The organism is Pseudomonas sp. PDM28 (assembly GCF_019219115.1).
GTDB classification, from domain to species: domain Bacteria; phylum Pseudomonadota; class Gammaproteobacteria; order Pseudomonadales; family Pseudomonadaceae; genus Aquipseudomonas; species Aquipseudomonas laurylsulfatiphila.
On the sequence record NZ_JAHUWG010000009.1, the window covers coordinates 172,896 to 194,877 of the forward strand.

General features: G+C 60.8%; 16 protein-coding genes. 10 read left to right on the forward strand and 6 right to left on the reverse strand.

The features are described from left to right. Positions 1 to 109 precede the first annotated feature (109 nt). The 3 genes from ngg to mnmC form a co-directional block, all read right to left on the reverse strand. Positions 110 to 1,858: an N-acetylglutaminylglutamine synthetase gene (gene ngg, locus KW841_RS21205; RefSeq protein WP_218479633.1), complete on the reverse strand. Its 1,749-nt coding sequence runs from the start codon at positions 1,856 to 1,858 to the stop codon at positions 110 to 112. 3 nt (positions 1,859 to 1,861) lie between these two features. Next, the gene (locus KW841_RS21210; protein WP_218479634.1) at positions 1,862 to 3,634 is read right to left on the reverse strand and encodes an N-acetylglutaminylglutamine amidotransferase; all 1,773 of its coding nucleotides are present in this window, start codon (positions 3,632 to 3,634) and stop codon (positions 1,862 to 1,864) included. 170 nt (positions 3,635 to 3,804) lie between these two features. Then, positions 3,805 to 5,784, reverse strand: a complete 1,980-nt coding sequence (mnmC, locus tag KW841_RS21215; RefSeq protein WP_218479635.1) for a bifunctional tRNA (5-methylaminomethyl-2-thiouridine)(34)-methyltransferase MnmD/FAD-dependent 5-carboxymethylaminomethyl-2-thiouridine(34) oxidoreductase MnmC — start codon at positions 5,782 to 5,784, stop codon at positions 3,805 to 3,807. Positions 5,785 to 6,147: 363 nt separating this feature from the next. Here mnmC and pap point away from each other — a divergent pair, with 363 nt between their 5' ends. From pap to KW841_RS21230, 3 genes are all read left to right on the forward strand, one after another. Continuing rightward, the gene (gene pap, locus KW841_RS21220; RefSeq protein ID WP_218479636.1) at positions 6,148 to 7,671 is read left to right on the forward strand and encodes a polyphosphate:AMP phosphotransferase; all 1,524 of its coding nucleotides are present in this window, start codon (positions 6,148 to 6,150) and stop codon (positions 7,669 to 7,671) included. A 102-nt stretch (positions 7,672 to 7,773) separates the two neighbouring features. Continuing rightward, positions 7,774 to 8,958, forward strand: coding sequence for a thiolase family protein (locus tag KW841_RS21225; protein WP_218479637.1), 1,185 nt, complete (start codon positions 7,774 to 7,776; stop codon positions 8,956 to 8,958). A gap of 242 nt (positions 8,959 to 9,200) precedes the next feature. Then, a complete protein-coding gene (locus tag KW841_RS21230; protein ID WP_218479638.1) occupies positions 9,201 to 10,160 on the forward strand; it encodes a DMT family transporter in 960 nt (319 codons plus the stop codon). A 129-nt stretch (positions 10,161 to 10,289) separates the two neighbouring features. Here KW841_RS21230 and KW841_RS21235 read toward each other — a convergent pair whose 3' ends face one another. After that, entirely contained in the window at positions 10,290 to 11,684 is a 1,395-nt protein-coding gene (locus KW841_RS21235) for a class II fumarate hydratase (protein ID WP_218479639.1), read from the reverse strand. A 191-nt stretch (positions 11,685 to 11,875) separates the two neighbouring features. Between KW841_RS21235 and KW841_RS21240 the strand changes: the two genes are divergently transcribed. The 7 genes from KW841_RS21240 to KW841_RS21270 all read left to right on the forward strand — a co-directional run bounded on the left by KW841_RS21240 (position 11,876) and on the right by KW841_RS21270 (position 19,748). After that, positions 11,876 to 12,400, forward strand: a complete 525-nt coding sequence (locus tag KW841_RS21240; RefSeq protein ID WP_007973670.1) for a DUF2059 domain-containing protein — start codon at positions 11,876 to 11,878, stop codon at positions 12,398 to 12,400. Positions 12,401 to 12,412: 12 nt separating this feature from the next. Further along, on the forward strand, positions 12,413 to 12,712 hold the full coding sequence (locus KW841_RS21245) for a BolA family transcriptional regulator (RefSeq protein ID WP_218479640.1): 300 nt from the start codon (positions 12,413 to 12,415) through the stop codon (positions 12,710 to 12,712). Positions 12,713 to 12,892: 180 nt separating this feature from the next. Further along, a complete protein-coding gene (locus tag KW841_RS21250; protein WP_007973664.1) occupies positions 12,893 to 13,834 on the forward strand; it encodes a rhodanese-related sulfurtransferase in 942 nt (313 codons plus the stop codon). A 3-nt stretch (positions 13,835 to 13,837) separates the two neighbouring features. Continuing rightward, positions 13,838 to 14,473 carry a DsbA family protein gene (locus tag KW841_RS21255; RefSeq protein ID WP_104448977.1) on the forward strand — a complete coding sequence of 212 codons (636 nt, stop codon included), beginning with the start codon at positions 13,838 to 13,840 and terminating at the stop codon, positions 14,471 to 14,473. Then, complete coding sequence (locus KW841_RS21260) at positions 14,466 to 16,283, forward strand: ABC transporter ATP-binding protein (RefSeq protein WP_218479641.1); 1,818 nt, start codon at positions 14,466 to 14,468, stop codon at positions 16,281 to 16,283. The genes KW841_RS21255 and KW841_RS21260 overlap by 8 nt, the downstream gene beginning before the upstream one ends. A 167-nt stretch (positions 16,284 to 16,450) precedes the next feature. Then, entirely contained in the window at positions 16,451 to 18,910 is a 2,460-nt protein-coding gene (locus KW841_RS21265; RefSeq protein WP_218479642.1) for an EAL domain-containing protein, read from the forward strand. Positions 18,911 to 18,986: 76 nt separating this feature from the next. Further along, complete coding sequence (locus KW841_RS21270; RefSeq protein ID WP_256357898.1) at positions 18,987 to 19,748, forward strand: TenA family transcriptional regulator; 762 nt, start codon at positions 18,987 to 18,989, stop codon at positions 19,746 to 19,748. Between the two features lie 137 nt (positions 19,749 to 19,885). Here KW841_RS21270 and KW841_RS21275 read toward each other — a convergent pair whose 3' ends face one another. Beyond that, entirely contained in the window at positions 19,886 to 20,812 is a 927-nt protein-coding gene (locus tag KW841_RS21275; protein WP_218479643.1) for a GGDEF domain-containing protein, read from the reverse strand. Between the two features lie 368 nt (positions 20,813 to 21,180). After that, positions 21,181 to 21,921 carry a YciK family oxidoreductase gene (locus tag KW841_RS21280; protein ID WP_218479644.1) on the reverse strand — a complete coding sequence of 247 codons (741 nt, stop codon included), beginning with the start codon at positions 21,919 to 21,921 and terminating at the stop codon, positions 21,181 to 21,183. Positions 21,922 to 21,982: the final 61 nt, after the last annotated feature.

Consider the following 21,982-nt stretch of genomic DNA (forward strand, 5'->3'; position numbering starts at 1 on the left):
GAGGTGCCTGGACCGGCCCCTTCGCGAGCAGGTTCGCTCCCACAGGGGAAACGCGATCAACTGTGGGAGCGAGCCTGCTCGCGAAGGGGCCGGTCCAGACAACGCATAGCTAAGAGACCGCCGGCTGGCTGTGCGGAAACAACAAATCCACAAACCGCTCCGCCGTCGGCTGCGGTTCGTGGTTGGCCAGCCCGGCCCGTTCGTTGGCTTCGATAAACACGTAGTCCGGCTGGTCAGCGGCGGACACCATCAGGTCGAGACCGACCACGGGAATGTCCAGCGCCCGAGCGGCCCGTACAGCCGCATCCAGCAGTGTCGGATGCAGGATCGCCGTGACGTCTTCGAGGATGCCGCCGGTATGCAGATTCGCCGTACGTCGTACGAACAGATGCTCGCCGGCCGGCAGAATGCTGCCGTAGTCGTATCCGGCCGCCTGCAAGGTGCGAAGGGTTTCCGCGTCCAGCGGGATCTTGCTTTCGCCACCCGTGGCCGCTTGTCGGCGCCGGCTCTGGGCTTCGATCAACTCGCCGATGGAGTGCTGGCCATCGCCGACCACTTCGGCCGGCCGGCGAATCGCGGCCGCGACCACTTCAAAACCGATCACCAGGATTCTCAGGTCGAGGCCTTGGTGGAAGCTTTCCAGCAGCACGCGGCTATCAAACTGACGGGCCGCCTCGATGGCGTGCAGCACCTCCTCGATGGTCTGCAGGTCGACCGCCACGCCTTGGCCCTGTTCGCCGTCCAGCGGTTTGACCACCACCCGCTGGTGCTCATCAAGGAACGCCAGATTGTCATCGGCGTTGCCCGCCAGTTGCTGCACGGGCAGGTTCAACCCGGCAGCCTTGAGCACCTTGTGGGTCAGGCTCTTGTCCTGGCACAGGGTCATGCTGACGGCGCTGGTCAGGTCGCTCAGGGATTCGCGGCAGCGTACCCGGCGCCCGCCATGGCTGAGGGTGAACATTCCGGCATCGGCGTCATCGACCTGCACATCGATGCCGCGACGGTGTGCTTCTTCGACGATGATCCGGGCGTACGGATTAAAGGCAGCTTCGGGCCCCGGCCCGAGAAACAGCGACTGGTTGATGCCGTTCTTGCGCTTGATGGCGAAGGTCGACAGGTTGCGAAAACCGAGCTTGGCGTACAGGTTCTTCGCCTGGCGGTTATCGTGCAGTACGGACAGGTCGAGGTAAGCGAGACCGCGACTCATGAAGTGTTCGATCAGATGCCGCACCAGCACCTCCCCGACACCCGGCCGCGCACAATGCGGGTCGACCGCCAGGCACCAGAGACTGCTGCCGTGTTCCGGATCGTTGAAGGCCTTTGCATGATTGAGGCCCATGACGCTGCCGATGACCGCGCCGCTGTCATCGTCTTCCGCTAGCCAGTACACCGGGCCGCCCAGGTGGCGCGCAGTGAGCAGGGTGGCGTCGATCGGCAGCATGCCGCGCGCCTGATACAGCTGGTTGATGGCCTGCCAGTCGGCGTCGCTCTGCGCGCGTCGAATGCGAAATCCACGAAACACCCGGGTCGCCTGGCGGTAGTCGCTGAACCACAGGCGCAAGGTATCGGACGGGTCGAGGAACAGCTGCGCCGGCTCCAGCCCCAGCACCTGCTGGGGCGCGGCGACGTACAGCGCGATGTCCCGTTCGCCGGGCTGCTCGTTGAGCAACTCCGCGGCCAGGCTCGCCGCATCGGCAAAGGTGTGGCCGATCAACAAGCGGCCCCAACCGCAATGCACGGCAATCGGCGCGGCGCCGAGTTCACTGCCATCCTCGGCCAGACGTGCCTGCAAACGTTCGTAGGAAGGCGACTGGCCGCGCAACAGGCGTTGGCTGAAAGCCGTGGCGTGAGGTTTCATCGGTCAGATTCCTTGTTCACTGAGCCACAGGTTGAGGGCCGCCAGTTGCCACAGCTTGGAGCCGCGCAACGGCGTCAATTGTCCCTGCGGATCGGTCAGCAGACGGTCGAGGATTGCCGGGTTGAACAGGCCGCGATCCTGGCTCGGATCGAGCAGCAACTCACGCACCCACTCCAGCGTATCGCCCTGCAAATGCTTGAGGCCCGGCACCGGGAAGTAACCTTTCTTGCGGTCGATCACTTCACTGGGAATCACTAGGCGCGCGGCTTCTTTCAAGACTTGCTTGCCACCGTCCGGCAGTTTGAAACGCCCCGGAATCCGGGCCGACAGTTCCACCAGGCGGTAGTCGAGAAACGGCGTGCGCGCTTCCAGGCCCCAGGCCATGGTCATGTTGTCGACGCGTTTGACCGGGTCGTCCACCAGCATCACCGTACTGTCCAGACGCAAGGCCTTGTCCACCGCCGCATCGGCACCGGGCTGGGCGAAATGGGCTTTGACGAAGTCACCGGCGGCGTCATTGGCGGTCAGCCATTTCGGCTGCACGGTCGCCGCGTAGTCGTCGTAGCTGCGGTCGAAAAATGCGTCGCGGTACGCGGCATAGGGATCGCTCGCACCGTCCACTTGCGGATACCAGTGGTAGCCGGCGAACAGTTCGTCGGCACCCTGGCCGCTCTGGACGACCTTGCAGTGTTTGGCCACTTCGCGGGACAACAGGTAGAACGCGATGCAGTCATGACTGACCATCGGTTCGCTCATGGCGCGGAACGCGGCGGGCAGTTGTTCGATGATCTCTTTTTCATCGATGCGCAATTGGTGATGCTGCGTGCCGTAGTGCCGGGCGATCAGGTCGGAATACTGGAACTCGTCGCCGCGCTCGCCGCCGGCATCCTGGAAACCGATGGAGAAGGTCGACAGATTGTCCACGCCGACTTCCCGCAACAGGCCCACCAGTAGACTCGAGTCGACACCGCCGGACAGCAGCACGCCAACATCGACTGCCGCACGCTGACGAATCGCGACGGCTTCGCGGGTGCTGTCGAGCACCCGGTCGCGCCAGTCTTCTAGGGTCAGGTTTTTCTCGTCGTCGTGGGGGCCGTAGGCCAGGGTCCACCAGGTCTTCTGCTCGGTGCGACCATCGGCTTCGATGCGCATCCAGGTGGCTGGTGGCAGTTTTTCGATGCCGGCCAGCAACGTGCGCGGTGCCGGGACCACGGCGTGGAAATTCAGATAGTGATTGAGCGCCACCGGATCGAGGACCGGATTGATGTCGCCGCCCTTGAGCAATGCCGGCAGTGCTGAGGCAAAGCGCAAGCGCTGGCCGGTGCGCGACAGGTACAAGGGTTTTACGCCAAGACGGTCGCGGGCGATGAACAGGCGTTGGGCATCGCGCTCCCAGACGGCAAAGGCAAACATGCCGTTGAGTTTCGGCAGCAAGGCTTCGCCCCAGGCGTGATAGCCCTTGAGCAAGACTTCAGTGTCGCCACCGGAATAGAAGGCGTAACCCAGGCTTTCAAGCTCGGCGCGCAGTTCCGGAAAATTGTAGATAGCGCCGTTGAAGGCCAGGGTCAGGCCCAATTGCGGGTCGATCATCGGCTGCGCCGAGCCGTCCGACAGGTCCATGATTTTCAGGCGCCGATGGCCCAGGGCAACCGGCCCCTGACTATGAAACCCCCAGGCGTCGGGGCCGCGAGGGGCCAGGTGATGGGTGATTCGCTCAATGGCTGCAAGGTCTGCAGGTTGATGATCAAAACGTAACTCGCCAGCTAATCCGCACATAAATTCCTTACCGGTTTTTCCGTTGGGGAGGGTCAATCGATACCGCGCCAAAGGGGCGGGTACTCAGAAACTGACCCGTCTCGGCAAGGGGAGTTTTATATCGATGAGTTATAAGCGGGCGAAGTCGGGGCCGAGAGCCGCTGTGCGGGCGCTCTCGACGGCGCTATCGGCTATTTGCCCCGGATCAGGCGCCGTAACGCAAACCGGTTGGGATGACAGGCTTCGGCCACGCTTCTGGGCAAGGGCAGGGGCTCGTTGTCCAGCCAGGCGGCCAGCAGTTCTCCGGACAGCGGCGCGGTGATCAGGCCGCGCGAGCCGTGGCCGCTGTTGACGTACAAGCCGTCGAGCCACGGGCATTCGACGTCCGGCACCTGTCGGGCGTCCTTGCCCAGCGCGGCATAGGCCTGAGCGAAGGCCTGGGTGTCGGCCAAAGGGCCGACGATTGGCAGGTAGTCGGGGCTGGTACAGCGAAACGCGGCGCGCCCCTGGAGGCTCTCGGGGTCGAGGCGGTCGATCTCCAGGCGCTCGACCAGATCGTGGGAAATCTCCTCGAGCATGGCCAGGTTGCCCAGGTGTTCAGCCGTGGTTGGCGTCAGGTCGTCGCTGTTGAAATCGAAACTGGCCCCCAGGGTGTGTTCGCCCAAGCGTGCAGGAGCGACATAACCTTCGGCACACACCACAGTGCTCAGGGCCTGGCTTTGCGGCGTTTGCGCCAGGCGGGTGATTTGCCCGCGAATGCGTTTGAGCGGCAACCCGGCACTCTCGGGGAAACGCCGGATTTCCGCAGCACCGGCGAGGACCACCACGGGAGCGCAGGCCAACAATTGCTCGCCGTTCCAGGCTTGCCACTGATCTTCGACCTTGCGCATTTCCAGCGCATCACAATGCGTGAGCAGTTGAACCTGCGGATGCCCGGCCTGCCACTGGCACAGCGCCGGTGGGTGGACCCAGCCGCCTTGCGGATAGAACAGGCCCCCGTGTGCCAGCCCGATCCCGGCCACGGCCTGGGCCCCGGATTGGTCCAGCAGGTGCAACAGGTCCGGCGCAAACGCCGCCGCCAATTGCGCCTGGCGTTCGGCTTCCTTGGCATTGAAGGCCAGTTGCAACACGCCGCAATCGTCCCAGTCGAGGCCCCGTTGCAAGTGTTCGAGCAGTCGCCGGGTGTAACCGAATCCGCTGACGATCATTTGCGACAGCGCCGTGCCATGCGCCGATAACTTCAGGTAGAGCACGCCCTGCGGATTGCCCGATGCTTCCCGGGCGATGTCGTCGTGACGCTCCAGCAGCGTCACTTGCCAACCCCGCGAGGCCAGGCTGGCGGCGCTGGCACAACCGGCCAGCCCTGCGCCGATCACCAGTGCGCGGCGCTCGCCGATCGGCGGTGCAGGTCGGGCAAACCAGGGTTTGTCGGGCGCCGGGGCGGGTACGTCGTGGGGCCAGCCGAGGAACTCGCCACGCAGGATTTCCCATTTATGGCCGATGCCCGGGGTGCGTTTCATCTTGAAACCGGCGGCGTTGAGCAGGCGCCGTACCCAACCGGTGCTGGTGAAGGTGCTGATGGAGGCACCGGGCGCGGCCAGGCGCGCCAGTTCGGCAAACAGTTCGGCGGTCCACATGTCAGGGTTTTTCGCCGGAGCGAAACCGTCGAGGAACCAGGCGTCGATCCGGGCGTTGAGTTGGGGCAGCTGTTCCAGCGCATCGCCGATCAGCAGGGTCAGGGTGACGCGGCCGTGGTCGAGCGTCAGGCGCTGAAAGCCCTGATGGATGGCTACGTACTGCTCAAGCAGTTGATCGGCAAACACCTTGAGTTCCGGCCACAGCGTCAGGGCTCGTTGCAAGTCGGCCGGGCTCAACGGGTACTTTTCGACGCTGACAAAATGCAACCGCGCACCGGCCACGGCGTGTTGCTCGAACACCTGCCAGGCGCACAGGAAATTCAGCCCGGTGCCGAACCCGGTTTCACCGATGACCAGCCGCCCGCCGTCGGGCAAGGCCGCAAAGCGCTCCGCCAAACGGTTCTGCTCGATGAACACGTAGCGGGTTTCGTCCAGCCCCGATTTGTCGGAGAAATACACATCATCGAACACTCGCGAATACGGGCGACCTTGGTCGTCCCAGTCGAGTTGGGCGTGGGGCAATACAGGCTTCATGGCAGGCTCGGCAACGGCAAGGTCGCCATTCTAGCTGATCGATGGTGCGTTGCTTGATCCGTGGCAAGGCATGCTTTGGCTGAGTAGGAGAAAATCTTCGACTTGCCCGAACCTTTTGCGGCGAGAGGGCTGTTGTGGCGAGGGGGCTTGTCGGATCGCCGCACCGCCCCGTTCGGCTGCGAAGTAGTCGTAAAACCAGCCAATCGGATTTACCTGACAGACCCGGTTGGCTGATTTCAGGGTCGCTTCGCAACCCAACGGGGGCAAGCCCCCTCGCCACAGGTGTTGGTGGCGTTAGGGAAAATCTCTGCTGGCCTTCAGTTCAATCCGCTAGTCTTGCTCACATCTGGAAGGGAGCCATCCATGTTCGAATCCGCCGAAATCGATCACGCCATCGACAAAGAAACCTACGACGCCGAAGAACCGGCCTTGCGCGAAGCGTTGCTCGAAGCGCAGTTCGAATTGCAGCAGCAACGCCGCTTTCCGGTGATCATTTTGATCAATGGCATCGAAGGTGCCGGCAAGGGCGAGACGATCAAGTTGCTCAACGAGTGGATGGACCCGCGCCTGATCGAGGTCCGTACCTTCGATCAGCAAACCGACGAAGAACTGGCGCGGCCACCGGCCTGGCGCTACTGGCGGATGCTCCCGGCCAAGGGGCGCATGGGGATTTTCTTCGGCAACTGGTACAGCCAGATGCTGCAGGGGCGGGTCCATGGCGAGTTCAAGGACCCGCGCCTCGACCAGGCAATCAATGGCGCCGAGCGCCTGGAAAAGATGCTCTGCGATGAAGGTGCGCTGATCTTCAAGTTCTGGTTTCACCTGTCCAAGAAGCAAATGAAGGCACGCCTCAAGGCGTTGGCCGACGACCCGCTGCACAGCTGGCGCATCAGTCCGCTGGACTGGCAGCAATCGGAAACCTACGACAGGTTCGTGAAGTATGGCGAGCGGGTGCTGCGCCGTACCAGCCGCGACTATGCACCTTGGCATGTGATCGCCGGGGCGGATGCCCATTATCGCAGTCTGGCCGTGGGGCGGATTCTGCTGGCGGGCCTGCAGGGTGCATTGCAGCGGCCGACGATCCATCCGGAAAAGGTCAGCGCGGCGCCAGTGTTCCCCAGTGTCGATCAAGTGAACCTGCTCGACAGCCTGGACCTGAGCCTGCACCTGGAAAAGGAGGATTACGAAGAACAGCTGATCACCGAGCAGGCGCGTTTTTCCGGGTTGATGCGTGACAAACGCATGCGTCGCCATGCGCTGGTGACGGTGTTCGAGGGCAACGACGCGGCAGGCAAGGGCGGGGCGATTCGCCGGGTGGCGGCGGCGCTTGATCCGCGCCAATACAGCATCGTGCCGATTGCCGCCCCCACTGAAGAGGAGCGGGCGCAACCCTATCTGTGGCGCTTCTGGCGGCACCTCCCGGCCCGGGGCAAGTTCACAGTGTTCGACCGCTCTTGGTATGGCCGGGTATTGGTGGAGCGCATCGAAGGGTTTTGCAGCCCGGCAGACTGGCTGCGTGCCTACGGTGAAATCAACGACTTCGAGGAACAACTCACCGACGCCGGTGTGATCGTGGTCAAGTTCTGGTTGTCCATCGACAAACAGACGCAACTGGAACGCTTTGAGGAACGCGAAAAGATTTCCTTCAAGCGCTTCAAGATTACTGAAGATGACTGGCGCAACCGTGAAAAATGGGATGACTATCGCACAGCGGTCGGCGACATGGTCGACCGTACCAGCACCGAGATTGCGCCATGGACCCTGGTGGAAGCCAACGACAAGCGCTGGGCTCGAGTCAAAGTCTTGCGCACCATCAACCGGGCACTGGAGGAGGCTTTTGAAAAGTCCGACCGGCATGAGCGCAAGAAGCAGAAAGACAAGGATTGAGGCGATGGTTGCGCATACGCGGGGTGAATGATTGTCGCGGTCGGTGAAGGGCTGGACTTATGCTCGGTCCACTCTCAACCGACAACAACAATGAGGTATGCCATGCGTGAAGTGGTGATCGTCGACAGCGTGCGGACCGGCCTGGCCAAATCCTTTCGCGGCAAATTCAACATGACCCGCCCGGACGACATGGCGGCACACTGCGTCGATGCCCTGTTGGCGCGCACCGGTATCGATCCGGCAAGCGTCGAGGACTGCATCGTTGGCGCCGGCTCCAACGAAGGCGCCCAGGGTTTCAATATCGGGCGCAACGTCGCGGTGCTGTCGCGCCTGGGCATCGGCACGGCCGGCATGACCCTCAACCGCTTCTGTTCCTCGGGCTTGCAGGCGATCGCCATCGCCGCCAACCAAATCGCTTCGGGTTGCAGCGACATCATCGTCGCCGGTGGCGTCGAATCCATCAGCCTGACCATGAAAAGCGTCAACACCGACAACCTGATCAACCCGTTGCTCAAGGAGCAGGTGCCGGGCATCTACTTCCCGATGGGCCAGACGGCTGAAATCGTCGCGCGTCGGTACAACGTCAGCCGCGAAGAGCAGGACCTGTACGCGCTGCAAAGCCAGCAGCGTACCGCCGAGGCTCAGGCTGCCGGGCTGTTCACTGATGAAATCGTGCCGATGGCTGTGAAGTACCGCGTCGAAGACAAGGCGACCGGCCAGACACAGATCCTCGACGGCATCGTCGACCGCGACGACTGCAACCGCCCCGACACCACCCTGGAAAGCCTGGCCGGCTTGAAACCGGTGTTCGCCGAAGATGGCTCGGTCACGGCCGGCAACTCTTCGCAACTGTCGGATGGCGCGTCCATGACCCTGGTGATGAGCCTGGAAAAGGCACTGGAACTGGGGCTCAAGCCGAAAGCGTTCTTCCGCGGTTTTACCGTGGCCGGTTGCGCGCCGGACGAGATGGGCATCGGCCCGGTATTTTCGGTGCCGAAACTGCTCAAGGCCAAAGGCTTGCAAGTTGCCGACATCGATCTGTGGGAACTCAACGAGGCGTTCGCTTCGCAGTGCCTCCATAGCCGTAATCACCTGGAAATCGACAACGCCCGGTACAACGTCAACGGCGGCTCGATTTCCATCGGCCACCCGTTCGGCATGACCGGTTCGCGTCAGGTCGGGCACCTTGTGCGTGAGTTACAGCGGCGCAATCTGCGGTACGGCATCGTCACCATGTGCGTGGGTGGCGGGATGGGGGCTACGGGGTTGTTTGAGGCGGTGAGGTAAACCCCGATATTTTCGTCGTCAGTTAGATAGCCATCGCGAGCAAGCCCGCTCCCACAGGTTTTGTGGCGCCCAAAGAACCTGTGGGAGCGGGCTTGCTCGCGATAGGCGCACCTCGGAAAAAAAACATCCCCGAAGATTACGACCCGCACAGTTTCATTCGCGGCCAGAAGGCAACTGTGCCTGTGTACGCCACCGCTCTGCGCCTAGAATGACGGCTCCTGTCAGTTGGCTTCGGGGTTCACATGCACATTTCATCGGGTCGCTGGGTTTACGGTCTGTTCCTGGCCTTGCTGACCGCGTTGTTGTGGGGAATCCTGCCGATCAAGCTCAAGCAAGTGTTGCTGGTGATGGACCCGGTGACGGTGACCTGGTTTCGCCTGCTGGTGTCTGGCGGTTGCCTGTTCATTTACCTGGCGGCCACCAGGCGCCTGCCCAGCCGCAAAGTGCTCGGTCCTCGCGGTGGCTGGCTGGTGCTGATGGCCGTGCTCGGCCTGGTGGGCAACTATGTCTTGTATCTGATGGGCCTGAACCTGCTCAGCCCCGGCACCGCGCAACTGGTGGTGCAGATGGGGCCGATCATGTTGCTGATCGCCAGTCTGTTTGTGTTCAAGGAACGCTTCAGCCTGGGGCAGGGGATTGGCTTGCTGGTGCTGCTGATCGGCTTTGCGCTGTTCTTCAACCAGCGCTTGAGTGAATTGCTCACGTCGCTGACCGACTACACCGCCGGCGTGCTGCTGGTGCTGCTGGCGTCCACGGTCTGGACTTTCTATGCCCTGGGGCAGAAACAACTACTGACGGTGTGGAACTCGCTGCAGGTGATGATGGTGATCTACCTGTTTTGCGCGGCGTTGCTGACGCCCTGGGTGCATCCGCTTGAAGCACTGCAATTGAACCCCTTGCAGGGGTGGTTGCTGCTGGCGTGCTGCCTCAACACCCTGATTGCCTATGGCGCGTTTGCCGAGGCCCTGGCCCACTGGGAAGCTTCCCGTGTCAGCGCGACGCTGGCCATCACGCCGTTGGTGACTTTTGCGGCGGTTGCCGTGGCGGCATGGCTGTGGCCCGACTATGTGCATGCCGAGACGATCAATGGGTTGGGTTATGGCGGTGCGGTGCTGGTGGTGCTGGGGTCGGCGCTGGTGGCGTTGGGGCCGTCGTTGATTGCCGGGCTCAAGGCGCGGAAGGTGCGGATGGCGGCCAGTTAGACCGCGTCATCGTTCATCGCGGGCAAGCCACGCTCCCACAGGTTTTGCGTCGTCCACAATGTTCATGGACGACTCGAAACCTGTGGGAGCGGGCTTGCCCGCGAAGACGGACTATCAGGCGCTACAGATTCAGCCCTTGGCCCCAGCCTCTAGCATGTTCTCCGGCCTCACCCACGTATCGAACTCCTCATCGGTCAGATACCCCAACTGCAGCGCCGCCTCACGCAAGGTCAACCCTTCGCTGTACGCCTTTTTGGCGATCTCCGCCGATTTGTCGTAACCAATGTGCGGGTTCAGCGCCGTCACCAGCATCAGGCCACGTTCCAGGTGTTCAGCCATTTTTTCCGCATCCGGCTCCAGGCCGGCCACGCAATGCTGCTGAAAGTTACTGCAGCCATCACCGAGCAATCGGATCGATTGCAGCAGGTTATGGATGATCACCGGTTTGAACACGTTCAACTGCAAGTGGCCCTGACTGGCCGCAAAGCCGATGGCGACGTCGTTGCCCAGCACCTGGCAGGCCAGCATCGATAACGCTTCGCACTGGGTCGGGTTGACCTTGCCCGGCATGATCGAACTGCCCGGTTCATTGGCCGGCAGCCGGACTTCGGCAAAGCCGGCACGTGGACCGGAGCCCAGCAGGCGCAGGTCGTTGGCGATTTTCATCAGGGTCACGGCGAGGGTTTTCAGCGCGCCGGATAGCGTGGTCAGGGGCTCATGACCGGCCAGTGCAGCGAACTTGTTCGGCGCGGTGATGAACGGCAAACCGGAGAGGGCGGCCAGTTCGGCGGCGATGGCTTCACCGAATCCGTGGGGCGAATTCAGCCCGGTGCCAACCGCTGTGCCGCCCTGGGCCAGCTCGCAGACCGCGGGCAGTGCGCTGCGGATCGCCCGTTCGGCGTAATCGAGTTGCGCGATGAAGGCCGAGATTTCCTGACCGAAGCTGATCGGTGTCGCATCCATCATGTGGGTGCGACCGGTCTTGACCAGCTTCATATGGCGAGCAGCCAGCTCGGCCAGGCCGCCGGACAGCTCGCTGATCGCCGGCAGCAAGTGCTGCTGCACCGCCTGGACGGCGGCGATGTGCATGGCGGTGGGGAAACAGTCGTTGGAACTCTGGGAGCGATTGACGTGATCGTTGGGGTGCACCGGGGACTTGCCGCCACGGGGGTTGCCAGCCAGCTCGTTGGCGCGACCGGCGATCACTTCGTTGACGTTCATGTTGCTCTGGGTGCCGCTGCCGGTCTGCCAGACCACCAGCGGAAACTGTTCGTCGTGCTCGCCGGCGAGCACCTCGTCGGCGGCCTGTTCGATCAGACGGGCGATATCGGCGGGCAGGTCGCCGTTGCGATCATTGACCCGCGCCGCGGCTTTCTTGATCAGCGCCAGGGCATGCAACACCGCCAGCGGCATGCGTTCGTTGCCGATGGCGAAGTTGATCAGCGAGCGTTGCGTCTGAGCACCCCAATAGGCTTCATCCGGGACTTCAACCTGGCCGAGGCTGTCGGTTTCGATACGGCTCATCTTGCTCACTCCTGTAGGTCCGATTGCGCAGTTTAGGCCGTGATCGACGGCCGTGGTTCCATCAGTCTGAATTTGACCATTCAACCCCTCTAAATCAGGTGCGACAAGGCTTGGGGTTGAGCGACACACTTTTTTAGGCGCAGAATGGAGGCCCTTGGGGTCTTACCTCGCCAGCTAGAAAAGGAAACTCGATGACTCGTCTTCGTGCCATCTGTACCGCCGTTGCTTTGGTCTGCGCCAGCGGCCAGGTTCTCGCCGACACCGCCAGCCATAACGCCAGTGCCGAGGCTTTCCTGACCATGGCGCACGCTGACAAACTGGGCACCCCGGTGTACATGCAAGTACAGCAGATGTTTGCCCAGCGTTTCGAACAGACCAAAGCCCCTGAATCGAAAAAAGCCGTACTGGAAACCTACCAGGCCAAGGCTAACGCCGCTCTGGACCAGGCCATTGGCTGGAACAAGCTGAAGCCGGACATGGTCAAGCTGTACACCAGCAACTTCAGCGAATCCGAGCTCAAGGACCTGGTTGCGTTCTACCAGTCGCCACTGGGCAAGAAAGTCATGGAGAAAATGCCCCAGCTGACCCAGCAATCGGCCCAGATGACCCAGTCCAAGCTGGAAAGCGCGGTGCCGGTGGTCAACAAGCTGCTGGCCGACATGACGGCCGAGCTGACCCCGAAAGACGCGGCTGCACCCGCCAAGAAAAAGCCTTAAGCGGAGTTCGGTATGACTATGCAACAACGCATCGAATCGACGCTGGCCCTGCTTCAGCCCGAGCATCTGCAAGTGCTGGATGAGAGCCACATGCACAGCCGTGGGCTGCAAACCCATTTCAAGGCCGTGGTGGTCAGCGCGCAGTTCGATGGCCTGAATCGGGTCAAGCGTCACCAGAAAGTCTACGGCACGCTCGGCGAGCTGATGGGCGAGTTCCATGCGTTGGCGCTGCATACCTACACGCCAGGGGAATGGGCGCAGATCGACGCGGCTCCGGCCTCGCCGACCTGTGCCGGTGGCAGCAAACATTAAGATCATCAAGATCAAAAGATCGCAGCCTGCGGCAGCTCCTGCATGGGGATACATTCTCCTGTAGGAGCTGCCGCAGGCTGCGATCTTTTTTGTTAGAATGCCCAACGCGCCGCTCACCCGGCGCGTTTTTTTTCGCATCCGGTTCACCCCTTACGAGGGTAGCCACCTGGAGATTTACCCATGACACAACAGATTGTCGTGGCGGCACTGTATAAGTTCGTCACCCTGGAAGATTACGTCGCCCTGCGCGAGCCCCTGCTGCAAGCGATGATCGACAACGGCATCAAAGGCACCCTGCTGATTGCCGAAGAAGGCATCAACGGCACCGTGTCCGGCAGCCGCGAAGGCATCGACGGGCTGATGGCCTGGCTCAAGAACGATCCGCGCATGGACGACATCGACCATAAAGAGTCGTACTGCGACGAACAGCCGTTCTACCGCACCAAAGTCAAACTCAAGAAAGAAATCGTCACCCTTGGCGTGGAAGGCGTGGACCCGAACAAAAAGGTCGGTACCTACGTCGACCCGCAAGACTGGAACGCGCTGATCAGCGACCCGGAAGTGCTGTTGATCGACACCCGTAACGATTACGAAGTCTCGATTGGCACCTTCGAAGGCGCCATCGACCCGAAAACCACCAGTTTTCGCGAATTTCCCGACTACATCAAAGCCAACTTCGATCCGGCCGTGCACAAGAAGGTCGCGATGTTCTGCACCGGCGGCATCCGTTGCGAGAAGGCGTCGAGCTACATGCTCAGCGAGGGCTTCGGTGAGGTCTACCACCTCAAGGGCGGTATCCTGAAGTACCTCGAAGAGGTGCCGCAGGAAGAAACCAAGTGGCAGGGCGACTGCTTCGTGTTCGACAACCGCGTGACCGTGCGTCACGACCTGAGCGAAGGTGACTACGATCAATGTCATGCCTGTCGCACACCGGTCAGCATCGAAGACCGCGCGTCCGAGCATTACGTGGCCGGCATCAGTTGCCCGCATTGCTGGGATAAGCTGAGTGAGAAGACCCGTCGCAGTGCCATCGACCGGCAGAAGCAGATCGAGTTGGCCAAGGCTCGTAACCAGCCTCACCCGATCGGCTACAACTACAAGCAAGCATCCACCGAGGCCTGAACCATGTCTGCGCGCCTGCTCTATGTGATGGATCCGATGTGTTCCTGGTGCTGGGGGTTCGCCCCGGTGGCCAACGCGCTGGTCGAGCAGGCGCAAGCCGCGGGTGTGGATGTGCATCTGATCGTGGGTGGTTTGCGCACCGGTAGCGGTGCGGCGCTGGAGCCGACCACCCGACGCTATATTTTTGAGCATTGGCAGGCGGTCACCGAGGCCACCGGCCAGCCGTTCAAGTTCGAAGGCGCGCTGCCCGACGGTTTTGTCTACGATACCGAACCTGCCTGCCGGGCCTTGGTGACGGCGCGCAGCCTGGCGCCGGATTGCGCGTTGAAACTGCTCGGGCTGATTCAGCACGCATTTTATGCCGAAGGCCGTGATGTCACCCAGGCCAGCGTGTTGGTCGAGTTGGCGGAACAGGCCGGTTTGCCGCGCATCGAGTTTGCAGGTGCTTTCGATCGGGCTGATATGCACGCAGCCACCGCCGCCGATTTCACCTGGGTCCAGGACCTGGGCATTGCCGGATTTCCTACATTGCTCGCTGAGCGCAAGGGTCAATTGGCATTGCTGACTAACGGCTATCAGCCTCTGAGTGTGCTGTCCCCGCTGCTCGGCCGCTGGCTGGAGCGCGCTGCCTGTGCATGACCTGCCCGATGACGTCGCTACCGCTAAACGTGTCGACCGACTGAGCTGGGCGGAAATCCGTCGTCTGGCCCTGCATCACAAGAAGTCCCTGTGGATCGCCAACGGCGTGGCCGTGCTGGCGACCTTGTGCAGCGTGCCGATTCCCCTGCTCCTGCCATTGCTGGTGGACGAGGTATTGCTGGGGCACGGTGACGCCGCGCTGAAGATCATGAACCATGCGCTGCCCGAAGGCTGGCAAAAAGCGGCGGGCTACATCGGCCTGATGTTGCTGGTGACCTTGACCCTGCGTTGCACGGCGTTGCTGTTCAACGTGGTGCAGGCGAAATTGTTCGCCGGGTTGGCCAAGGACATCGTCTACCGCATTCGCATACGCCTGATCGAACGGCTCAAGCGTATCTCGCTGGGTGAATACGAAAGCCTGGGCAGCGGCACGGTGACCACGCATCTGGTCACCGACCTGGATACGCTGGACAAATTCGTCGGCGAAACCCTCAGCCGTTTCCTCGTGGCCATGCTGACCCTGGTCGGTACGGCGGGCATTCTGATGTGGATGCACTGGAAGCTGGCATTGCTGATCCTGCTGTTCAACCCGCTGGTGATCTACGCCACGGTGCAGTTGGGCAAACGGGTCAAGCACCTGAAGAAACTCGAGAACGACAGCACTTCGCGCTTTACCCAGGCGCTGACCGAAACCCTGGATGCCATCCAGGAAGTTCGCGCCGGTAACCGTCAGGGTTTTTTCCTCGGTCGCTTGGGGCAACGCGCCCGTGACGTGCGCGACTATGCGGTGAATTCGCAATGGAAAACCGATGCGTCGAACCGGGCCAGCGGTTTGTTGTTCCAGTTCGGCATCGATATTTTCCGCGCAGCGGCCATGCTCACGGTGTTGTTCTCCGACCTGTCCATCGGCCAGATGCTCGCGGTGTTCAGCTATCTGTGGTTCATGATCGGTCCGGTCGAACAGTTGCTGAACCTGCAATATGCCTACTACGCTGCCGGCGGTGCACTGTCGCGGATCAATGAGCTGCTGTCGCGTGATGATGAGCCTGAATACCCGGGCGGCGTCGACCCATTCATCGGGCGCGAGACGGTCGGGCTGGAAGTACAAGGGTTGAGCTTTGGTTATGGCGATGAACTGGTCCTGAACCAGATGAACCTGTCCATCGCCCCCGGCGAAAAGGTCGCGATCGTCGGCGCCAGTGGTGGGGGCAAGAGCACGCTGGTGCAACTGCTGTTGGGCTTGTACACGCCGTCGGCCGGAACCATTCGCTTTGGCGGTTCGACCCAGCAGGAGATCGGCCTGGAAACCGTGCGGGAAAATGTTGCCGTGGTCCTGCAACATCCAGCGCTGTTCAACGACACTATCCGGGCCAACCTGACCATGGGCCGTGAGCGCAGTGACGAGGCTTGCTGGCATGCACTGGAAATCGCCCAATTGCACGGCACGGTGCGGGATTTGCCCAATGGCCTGGACAGCGTCGTCGGGCGCTCCGGCGTGCGTTTGTCCGGCGGACAGCGTCAACGCCTGGCCATCGCCCGGATGGTGCTGGCCGAGCCCAAGGTGGTGATCCTCGACGAAGCCACCTCTGCGCTGGATGCCGCCACCGAATACAACCTGCACCAGGCCCTGGCGCGGTTTCTGAGCAACCGCACCACGTTGATCATTGCCCACCGCCTTTCGGCGGTGAAACAGGCTGATCGTGTGCTGGTGTTCGATGGCGGCCAGATCGCAGAAGATGGCGATCATCAGCAACTGATTGCCGACGGTGGTTTGTACGCCAAGCTATACGGTCACTTGCAGCGGTTGTAGCCGGATGTCATCAATATTATAAAAAAACATCGTCGCGGCCGAATTCAGTGGCCGCGATACACCCTCCGGGCATAGCTTGTCGCTTGCCGGGATCGGAATCGCAACCTAGTCTAGCGTTAGCGATTTCGTCCGGAAGACGAGCAAGCAGTGCTAATGCAAGGGACCTCATGAATCAAACGCGGACTCTCGGAACGCCACGGTTGTTGGGCATTGTCTGGCCATTTATCGCCGTTGTGTTGTTTCAAGCCTTGCTGGGCGGCGTTAGCCTCTATGTGCTGTCGGCTGTTCGCGGCTATGTTGCCGGCGAAAGCCTTTGGTCCAAGGGCCAGAAAGATGCCATCTATTACCTCAACCTCTACGCCGACAGCGGCGACGAAGGGACATTTCATAAGTACCAGAACGCCATTTCCGTGCCCCAAGGCGGGCATGAATTGCGTTTGGCGCTGGATCAGCATCCGCCGAACATCGAAGCGGCGCGCGTGGCGATTCTCAAGGGGGGCAACCACCCGGACGACGTTTCCAGCCTGATCTGGCTGTACCTCAACTTTCGTCACTTCAGTTACCTCGAAAAAGCCATCGACCTGTGGACCGTGGGGGATGCCTATCTGGCCAAGCTCGACGACGTTGCCAGGGACATGCATCAGCACATCAATGCCAGGCCTGCCTCTGTTGCGGATATCCAGCGCTGGAAGGAGCAGATTTTCGCGATCAATGATGAAGTGACTCCGGCTGCGAAAGCCTTCAGTGATGCGCTGGGGGAAGGGTCGCGGGTCATTCTTCGTCTGCTGCTGCTGACTAACCTCGCCACTGCGCTTGGATTGATTGCACTGGCGCTGATGCGCACCCACAAGCTGCTCAAGCAGCGCCATGCCTTCGCCGATGCGCTGCAGCTTGAGAAAGAACGGGCGCAGATCACCCTGCAATCGATTGGCGACGGCGTGATCACCACGGATGTTTCCGGTGCGATTGCCTACATGAATCCGGCGGCCGAGGCATTGACCCACTGGAAGGCCGAGCAGGCGACAGGCTTGCCGCTGGCGGCGCTGTTCAACCTGCTGGACGAAGAGGCCCAGACCGATGGCTTCACCCTTATCGAGCATATTCTCAGCGGCCAGCTCAGTGGCGGCAGCGAGCACTCCAAGCTGATTCAACGCCTGGACGGCAGCACGGTGTCGGTCACGCTGGTGGGCGCGCCCATCCGTAATGCCGGCAAAGTCAGCGGGACGGTGCTGGTGCTGCATGACATGACCCAGGAGCGGCAATACATCGCCAATCTGTCATGGCAGGCGACGCACGATGCCTTGACCGGACTCGCCAATCGCCGTGAGTTCGAATATCGCCTGGAACAGGCGCTGCACAACCTGACCCGCTACTCGGGGCGCCATGCGCTGATGTTCCTCGATCTGGATCAGTTCAAACTGGTCAACGATACCTGCGGCCATGCGGCGGGTGACGAACTGTTGCGGCATATCTGCGCCTTGCTGCAATCGGGGCTGCGCGAAGGCGATACCCTGGCGCGCCTTGGCGGCGACGAGTTTGGCATCCTGCTGGAAAACTGCGCACCGGAAGCGGCGGAGAAAATTGCCGAGAGCCTGCGCCAGACTGTGCAAAATCTGCATTTTGTCTGGAAGGGCCGACCTTTCGTCACCACTGTCAGTATCGGGCTGGTTCATGTCGCGCAGAATCCGACGACGCTCGAAGTCTCTCTGCGTGCTGCTGACATGGCGTGCTACATGGCCAAGGAAAAGGGCCGCAACCGGGTCCAGGTCTATCATCCGGATGACTCGGAACTGTCCCTGCGTTTCGGCGAAATGGCCTGGGTGCAACGTTTGCACATGGCGCTGGAGGAAGACCGCTTCTGCCTGTACGCCCAGGAAATCGTCCCCTTGGGTCATGTCGAGCGGGACGGCGGGCATATTGAAATTCTGCTGCGTTTGCATGATGAAGCCGGGCGGATGATCTTGCCCGACAGCTTCATTCCGGCTGCCGAGCGTTATGGCCTGATGAGCTCGCTTGATCGTTGGGTGGTGCAGAACGTGTTCAAGATCATTGCCCAATGCCGGGCCGAGCAAGGCCAAAGCCCGCTGGCCATGTGTGCGATCAATCTGTCAGGCACGACGATCGGGGATGAAGCGTTCCTGGACTTCCTGCGTGAACAGTTTGTGACGCATTCGATTCCGCCTGAAATGATTTGTTTTGAAATTACTGAAACCAGTGCTATTTCAAATCTTGGCAGTGCCATTAGATTCATTAATGAACTCAAAGGCTTAGGATGCCATTTTTCACTGGACGACTTTTGTGCCGGAATGTCCTCATTCGCGTACCTGAAACATTTGCCTGTAGACTTCTTGAAGATCGACGGGAGTTTCGTAAAGGATATGCTGGACGACCCGATTAACCGCGCCATGGTCGAGGTGATCAATCACATCGGCCATGTCATGGGTAAACGCACGATTGCCGAGTTTGTCGAAACGCCCCAGATCGAGCAGGCATTGCTGGAGATCGGGGTGGATTACGCTCAAGGGTATGTGATTGAACGCCCGCATCTGTTTACCAGCGATAGCTTGTTGAGTCGTCCTGCCAGGCCCCAGCCGATGTTGTTCAAGGCCCCTGGCACGTTCCGTTGAAATTCCTGCCGGTCTTACAATCACAATCAAAAGGAGCTCGACAGTGATCGACACATTCAACCGAACCGGACCGCTCATGGAAGCTGCAAGTTACCCTGCCTGGGCCCAGCGCCTGATCCAGGATTGCAGCGAGAGCAAGCGCCGGGTTGTCGAACACGAACTGTACCAACGCATGCGAGACAACAAACTCAGTGCGAAGACCATGCGCCAATACCTGATCGGTGGCTGGCCGGTGGTCGAACAGTTCGCGTTGTATATGGCACAAAACCTGACCAAGACCCGCTTCGCTCGTCATCCCGGCGAAGACATGGCCCGTCGCTGGCTGATGCGCAATATTCGCGTCGAATTGAACCACGCCGATTACTGGGTGCACTGGAGTCGCGCGCACGGTGTCAGCCTGGAGGACCTGCAGGCACAGCAGGTTGCACCGGAGCTTCACGCGTTGAGCCATTGGTGCTGGCACACCAGTTCGGCCGACTCGCTGATCGTTGCGATTGCCGCCACCAACTACGCCATCGAGGGAGCGACCGGTGAATGGTCGGCGGTCGTTTGTTCCAACGGTATCTATGCCGCCTCGTTCCCCGAGGAGGATCGCAAGCGGGCGATGAAGTGGCTGAAGATGCATGCCCAGTACGACGATGCCCATCCGTGGGAAGCCCTGGAAATCATCTGCACATTGGCGGGCACCAACCCGAGCAAATCCCTGCAGGTGGAGTTGCGCCAGGCCGTTTGCAAGAGTTACGACTACATGTACCTGTTTCTCGAGCGTTGCATGCAATTGGAGCACGCAGAGCGGGCGCCGGTCGTGCGTGAGCGGATGGCATTGGCCGAAGGCTGATCCAGCTATCACGCAATAAAACTGTGGGAGCGGGCTTGCTCGCGAATGCGGACTGTCAGTCAACATCATTGTTGAAGGTCAGATCCTTTTCGCGAGCAGGCTCGCTCCCACATTGGTTTATGTGGTGGCTGAAAAATTTAGCCCGCCATCTCCAGCCGATTACGCCCTTCGCGTTTGGCCACATATAGCGCACTGTCTGCCCGCCGCAACAGGCTGTCGGCGGACTCGCCGGGCAACAGGGTCGAACAGCCGAGGCTGACTGTCAGCAAGATCGTATGACCTTCGGCCAGGTACTCTTCGGACTGCACCGCAAACCGCAGCCTTTCCCCTACCATGGCCGCGGCTTCGCGGCTGGTATTGGACAGCAGTATCAGGAACTCTTCACCGCCATAGCGGAACACCATGTCGACGTTGCGCAGCTGGTTTTTGATCGAGGCGGCAACTGCCTTGAGCACGTGATCGCCAGTGCTGTGGCCATGGGTGTCATTGACCAGCTTGAAATGATCGATGTCCAGCATCAACACCGATAACGGTTGCAGATGGCGCCGGGACAGCTCGATTTCCCTCTGCAGGGTCTGGTCCATGGCGATGCGGTTACCGGTGCCCGTCAGCGGGTCGCGCAGTGCGCTTTGGGTGGCAGTACGGTAAAGCAGCGCGTTACGCATCGGAAACAGCAGCGCGGCCAGCAGCGATTCGAGATTGCCCTGTTCCTGTTCGCTGAAACGCTGATTGCGGCGGAAAATCAGTTCACCCAGGTGTTCGCCATCGTGGCTGAGGTTGTAACTGATGGAATGGTGGCCGCGCTGGCCGAACTCCAGGCGCAGATCACTGCTTTTGTGCAGGTAACACAAGGCGTCCAACGGCACCAATCGCTGAATCTCGCGATAGAAGGTCCCAAGAATGCGTTGCGGCTCCAGACTGGTTTGCAGTTGCAGGGCCAGTTGCTGGCGCATTTGCGCAAGGCTGACGGGCCGTTCCAGAAGAGGCGGCTGCTGACCAAAGCCCAGGCGCTGCAATTTGGCGCTATCGAAGTCAATTGCGTTGGTCTGGGAAGGTGGTTTCATTAGGCGTGCGCCCCTGAGCAGTAAGGCTGTCTTACAAGCAGGGTGAGAGCGGCTTAGGGCTGCGCGTCGTACTGATCCGTCAGTCCCGTAGGACATTTCGTACAAGTTTAATCTGCTTTCTGGAAGATGAGTAACTTCTGCACTCATGCTTCACCCCCGTCTGCTTTCACTTTGCGTGTCTGAGCAAACTTAGAGCGAAACTCGTGCCATTCAGTTCATACAAATAAAATTCTTACTAAATCAAATAGTTGTATTTCATCAGCTATCTCTATGGCGCAGCGTGTGACGGTTGTTTGACAGACGCCTGGCCTGACTGCGAGTGCCGCGGCGGGAAGCCGGCGCGGCACCGAATAAGCGACGTACGGTCGTTATTGGGCGTCGAACGCCTGGCCATTGATGCCGGTGCTGTCCGGGCCCATCAGGTACAGGTAGACCGGCATGATTTCCTCGGGCGTCGGGTTGTTCAGCGGGTTTTCCCCCGGGTAGGCCTGGGCGCGCATGCTGGTGCGGGTAGCGCCCGGGTTGATGCTGTTGGAGCGCACCGGGGCCACGGTATCGACTTCGTCAGCCAGAGTTTGCATCAGGCCTTCGGTGGCGAATTTGGAGACGCCGTAGGCGCCCCAGTACGCACGCCCCTTGCGGCCGACGCTGCTGGAAGTGAACACCACCGAGGCGTCCTGCGACAGCTTGAGCAGCGGCAGCAATGTGCTGGTGAGCATGAACATGGCATTAACGTTGACTTGCATGACGCGCATGAAGTTTTCGCCGGAAAGCTGCTCGATCGGCGTGCGCGGGCCGATGATCGAGGCATTGTGCAGCAGGCCGTCGAGATGCCCGAATTCGTTTTCGATCATCGCCGCCAGTTCGTCGTACTGATGGGGCAGGGCGGTTTCGAGGTTGAACGGGATCACTGCCGGTTGTGGATGACCGGCGGCTTCGATTTCGTCGTAGACCTGGGTCAGGTTGGCTTCGGTCTTGCCCAGCAGCAACACGGTTGCGCCGTGGGCTGCGTAAGTCTTTGCCGCTGCGGCGCCGATGCCGCGTCCTGCGCCGGTGACCAGAATGACCCGATCCTTGAGCAGTTCGGGGCGGGCGGAATAATCAAACATAAAAAACCTCTACATAATCCATCAATAGAGCTGAAAAGATCGCAGCCTGCGGCAGCTCCTA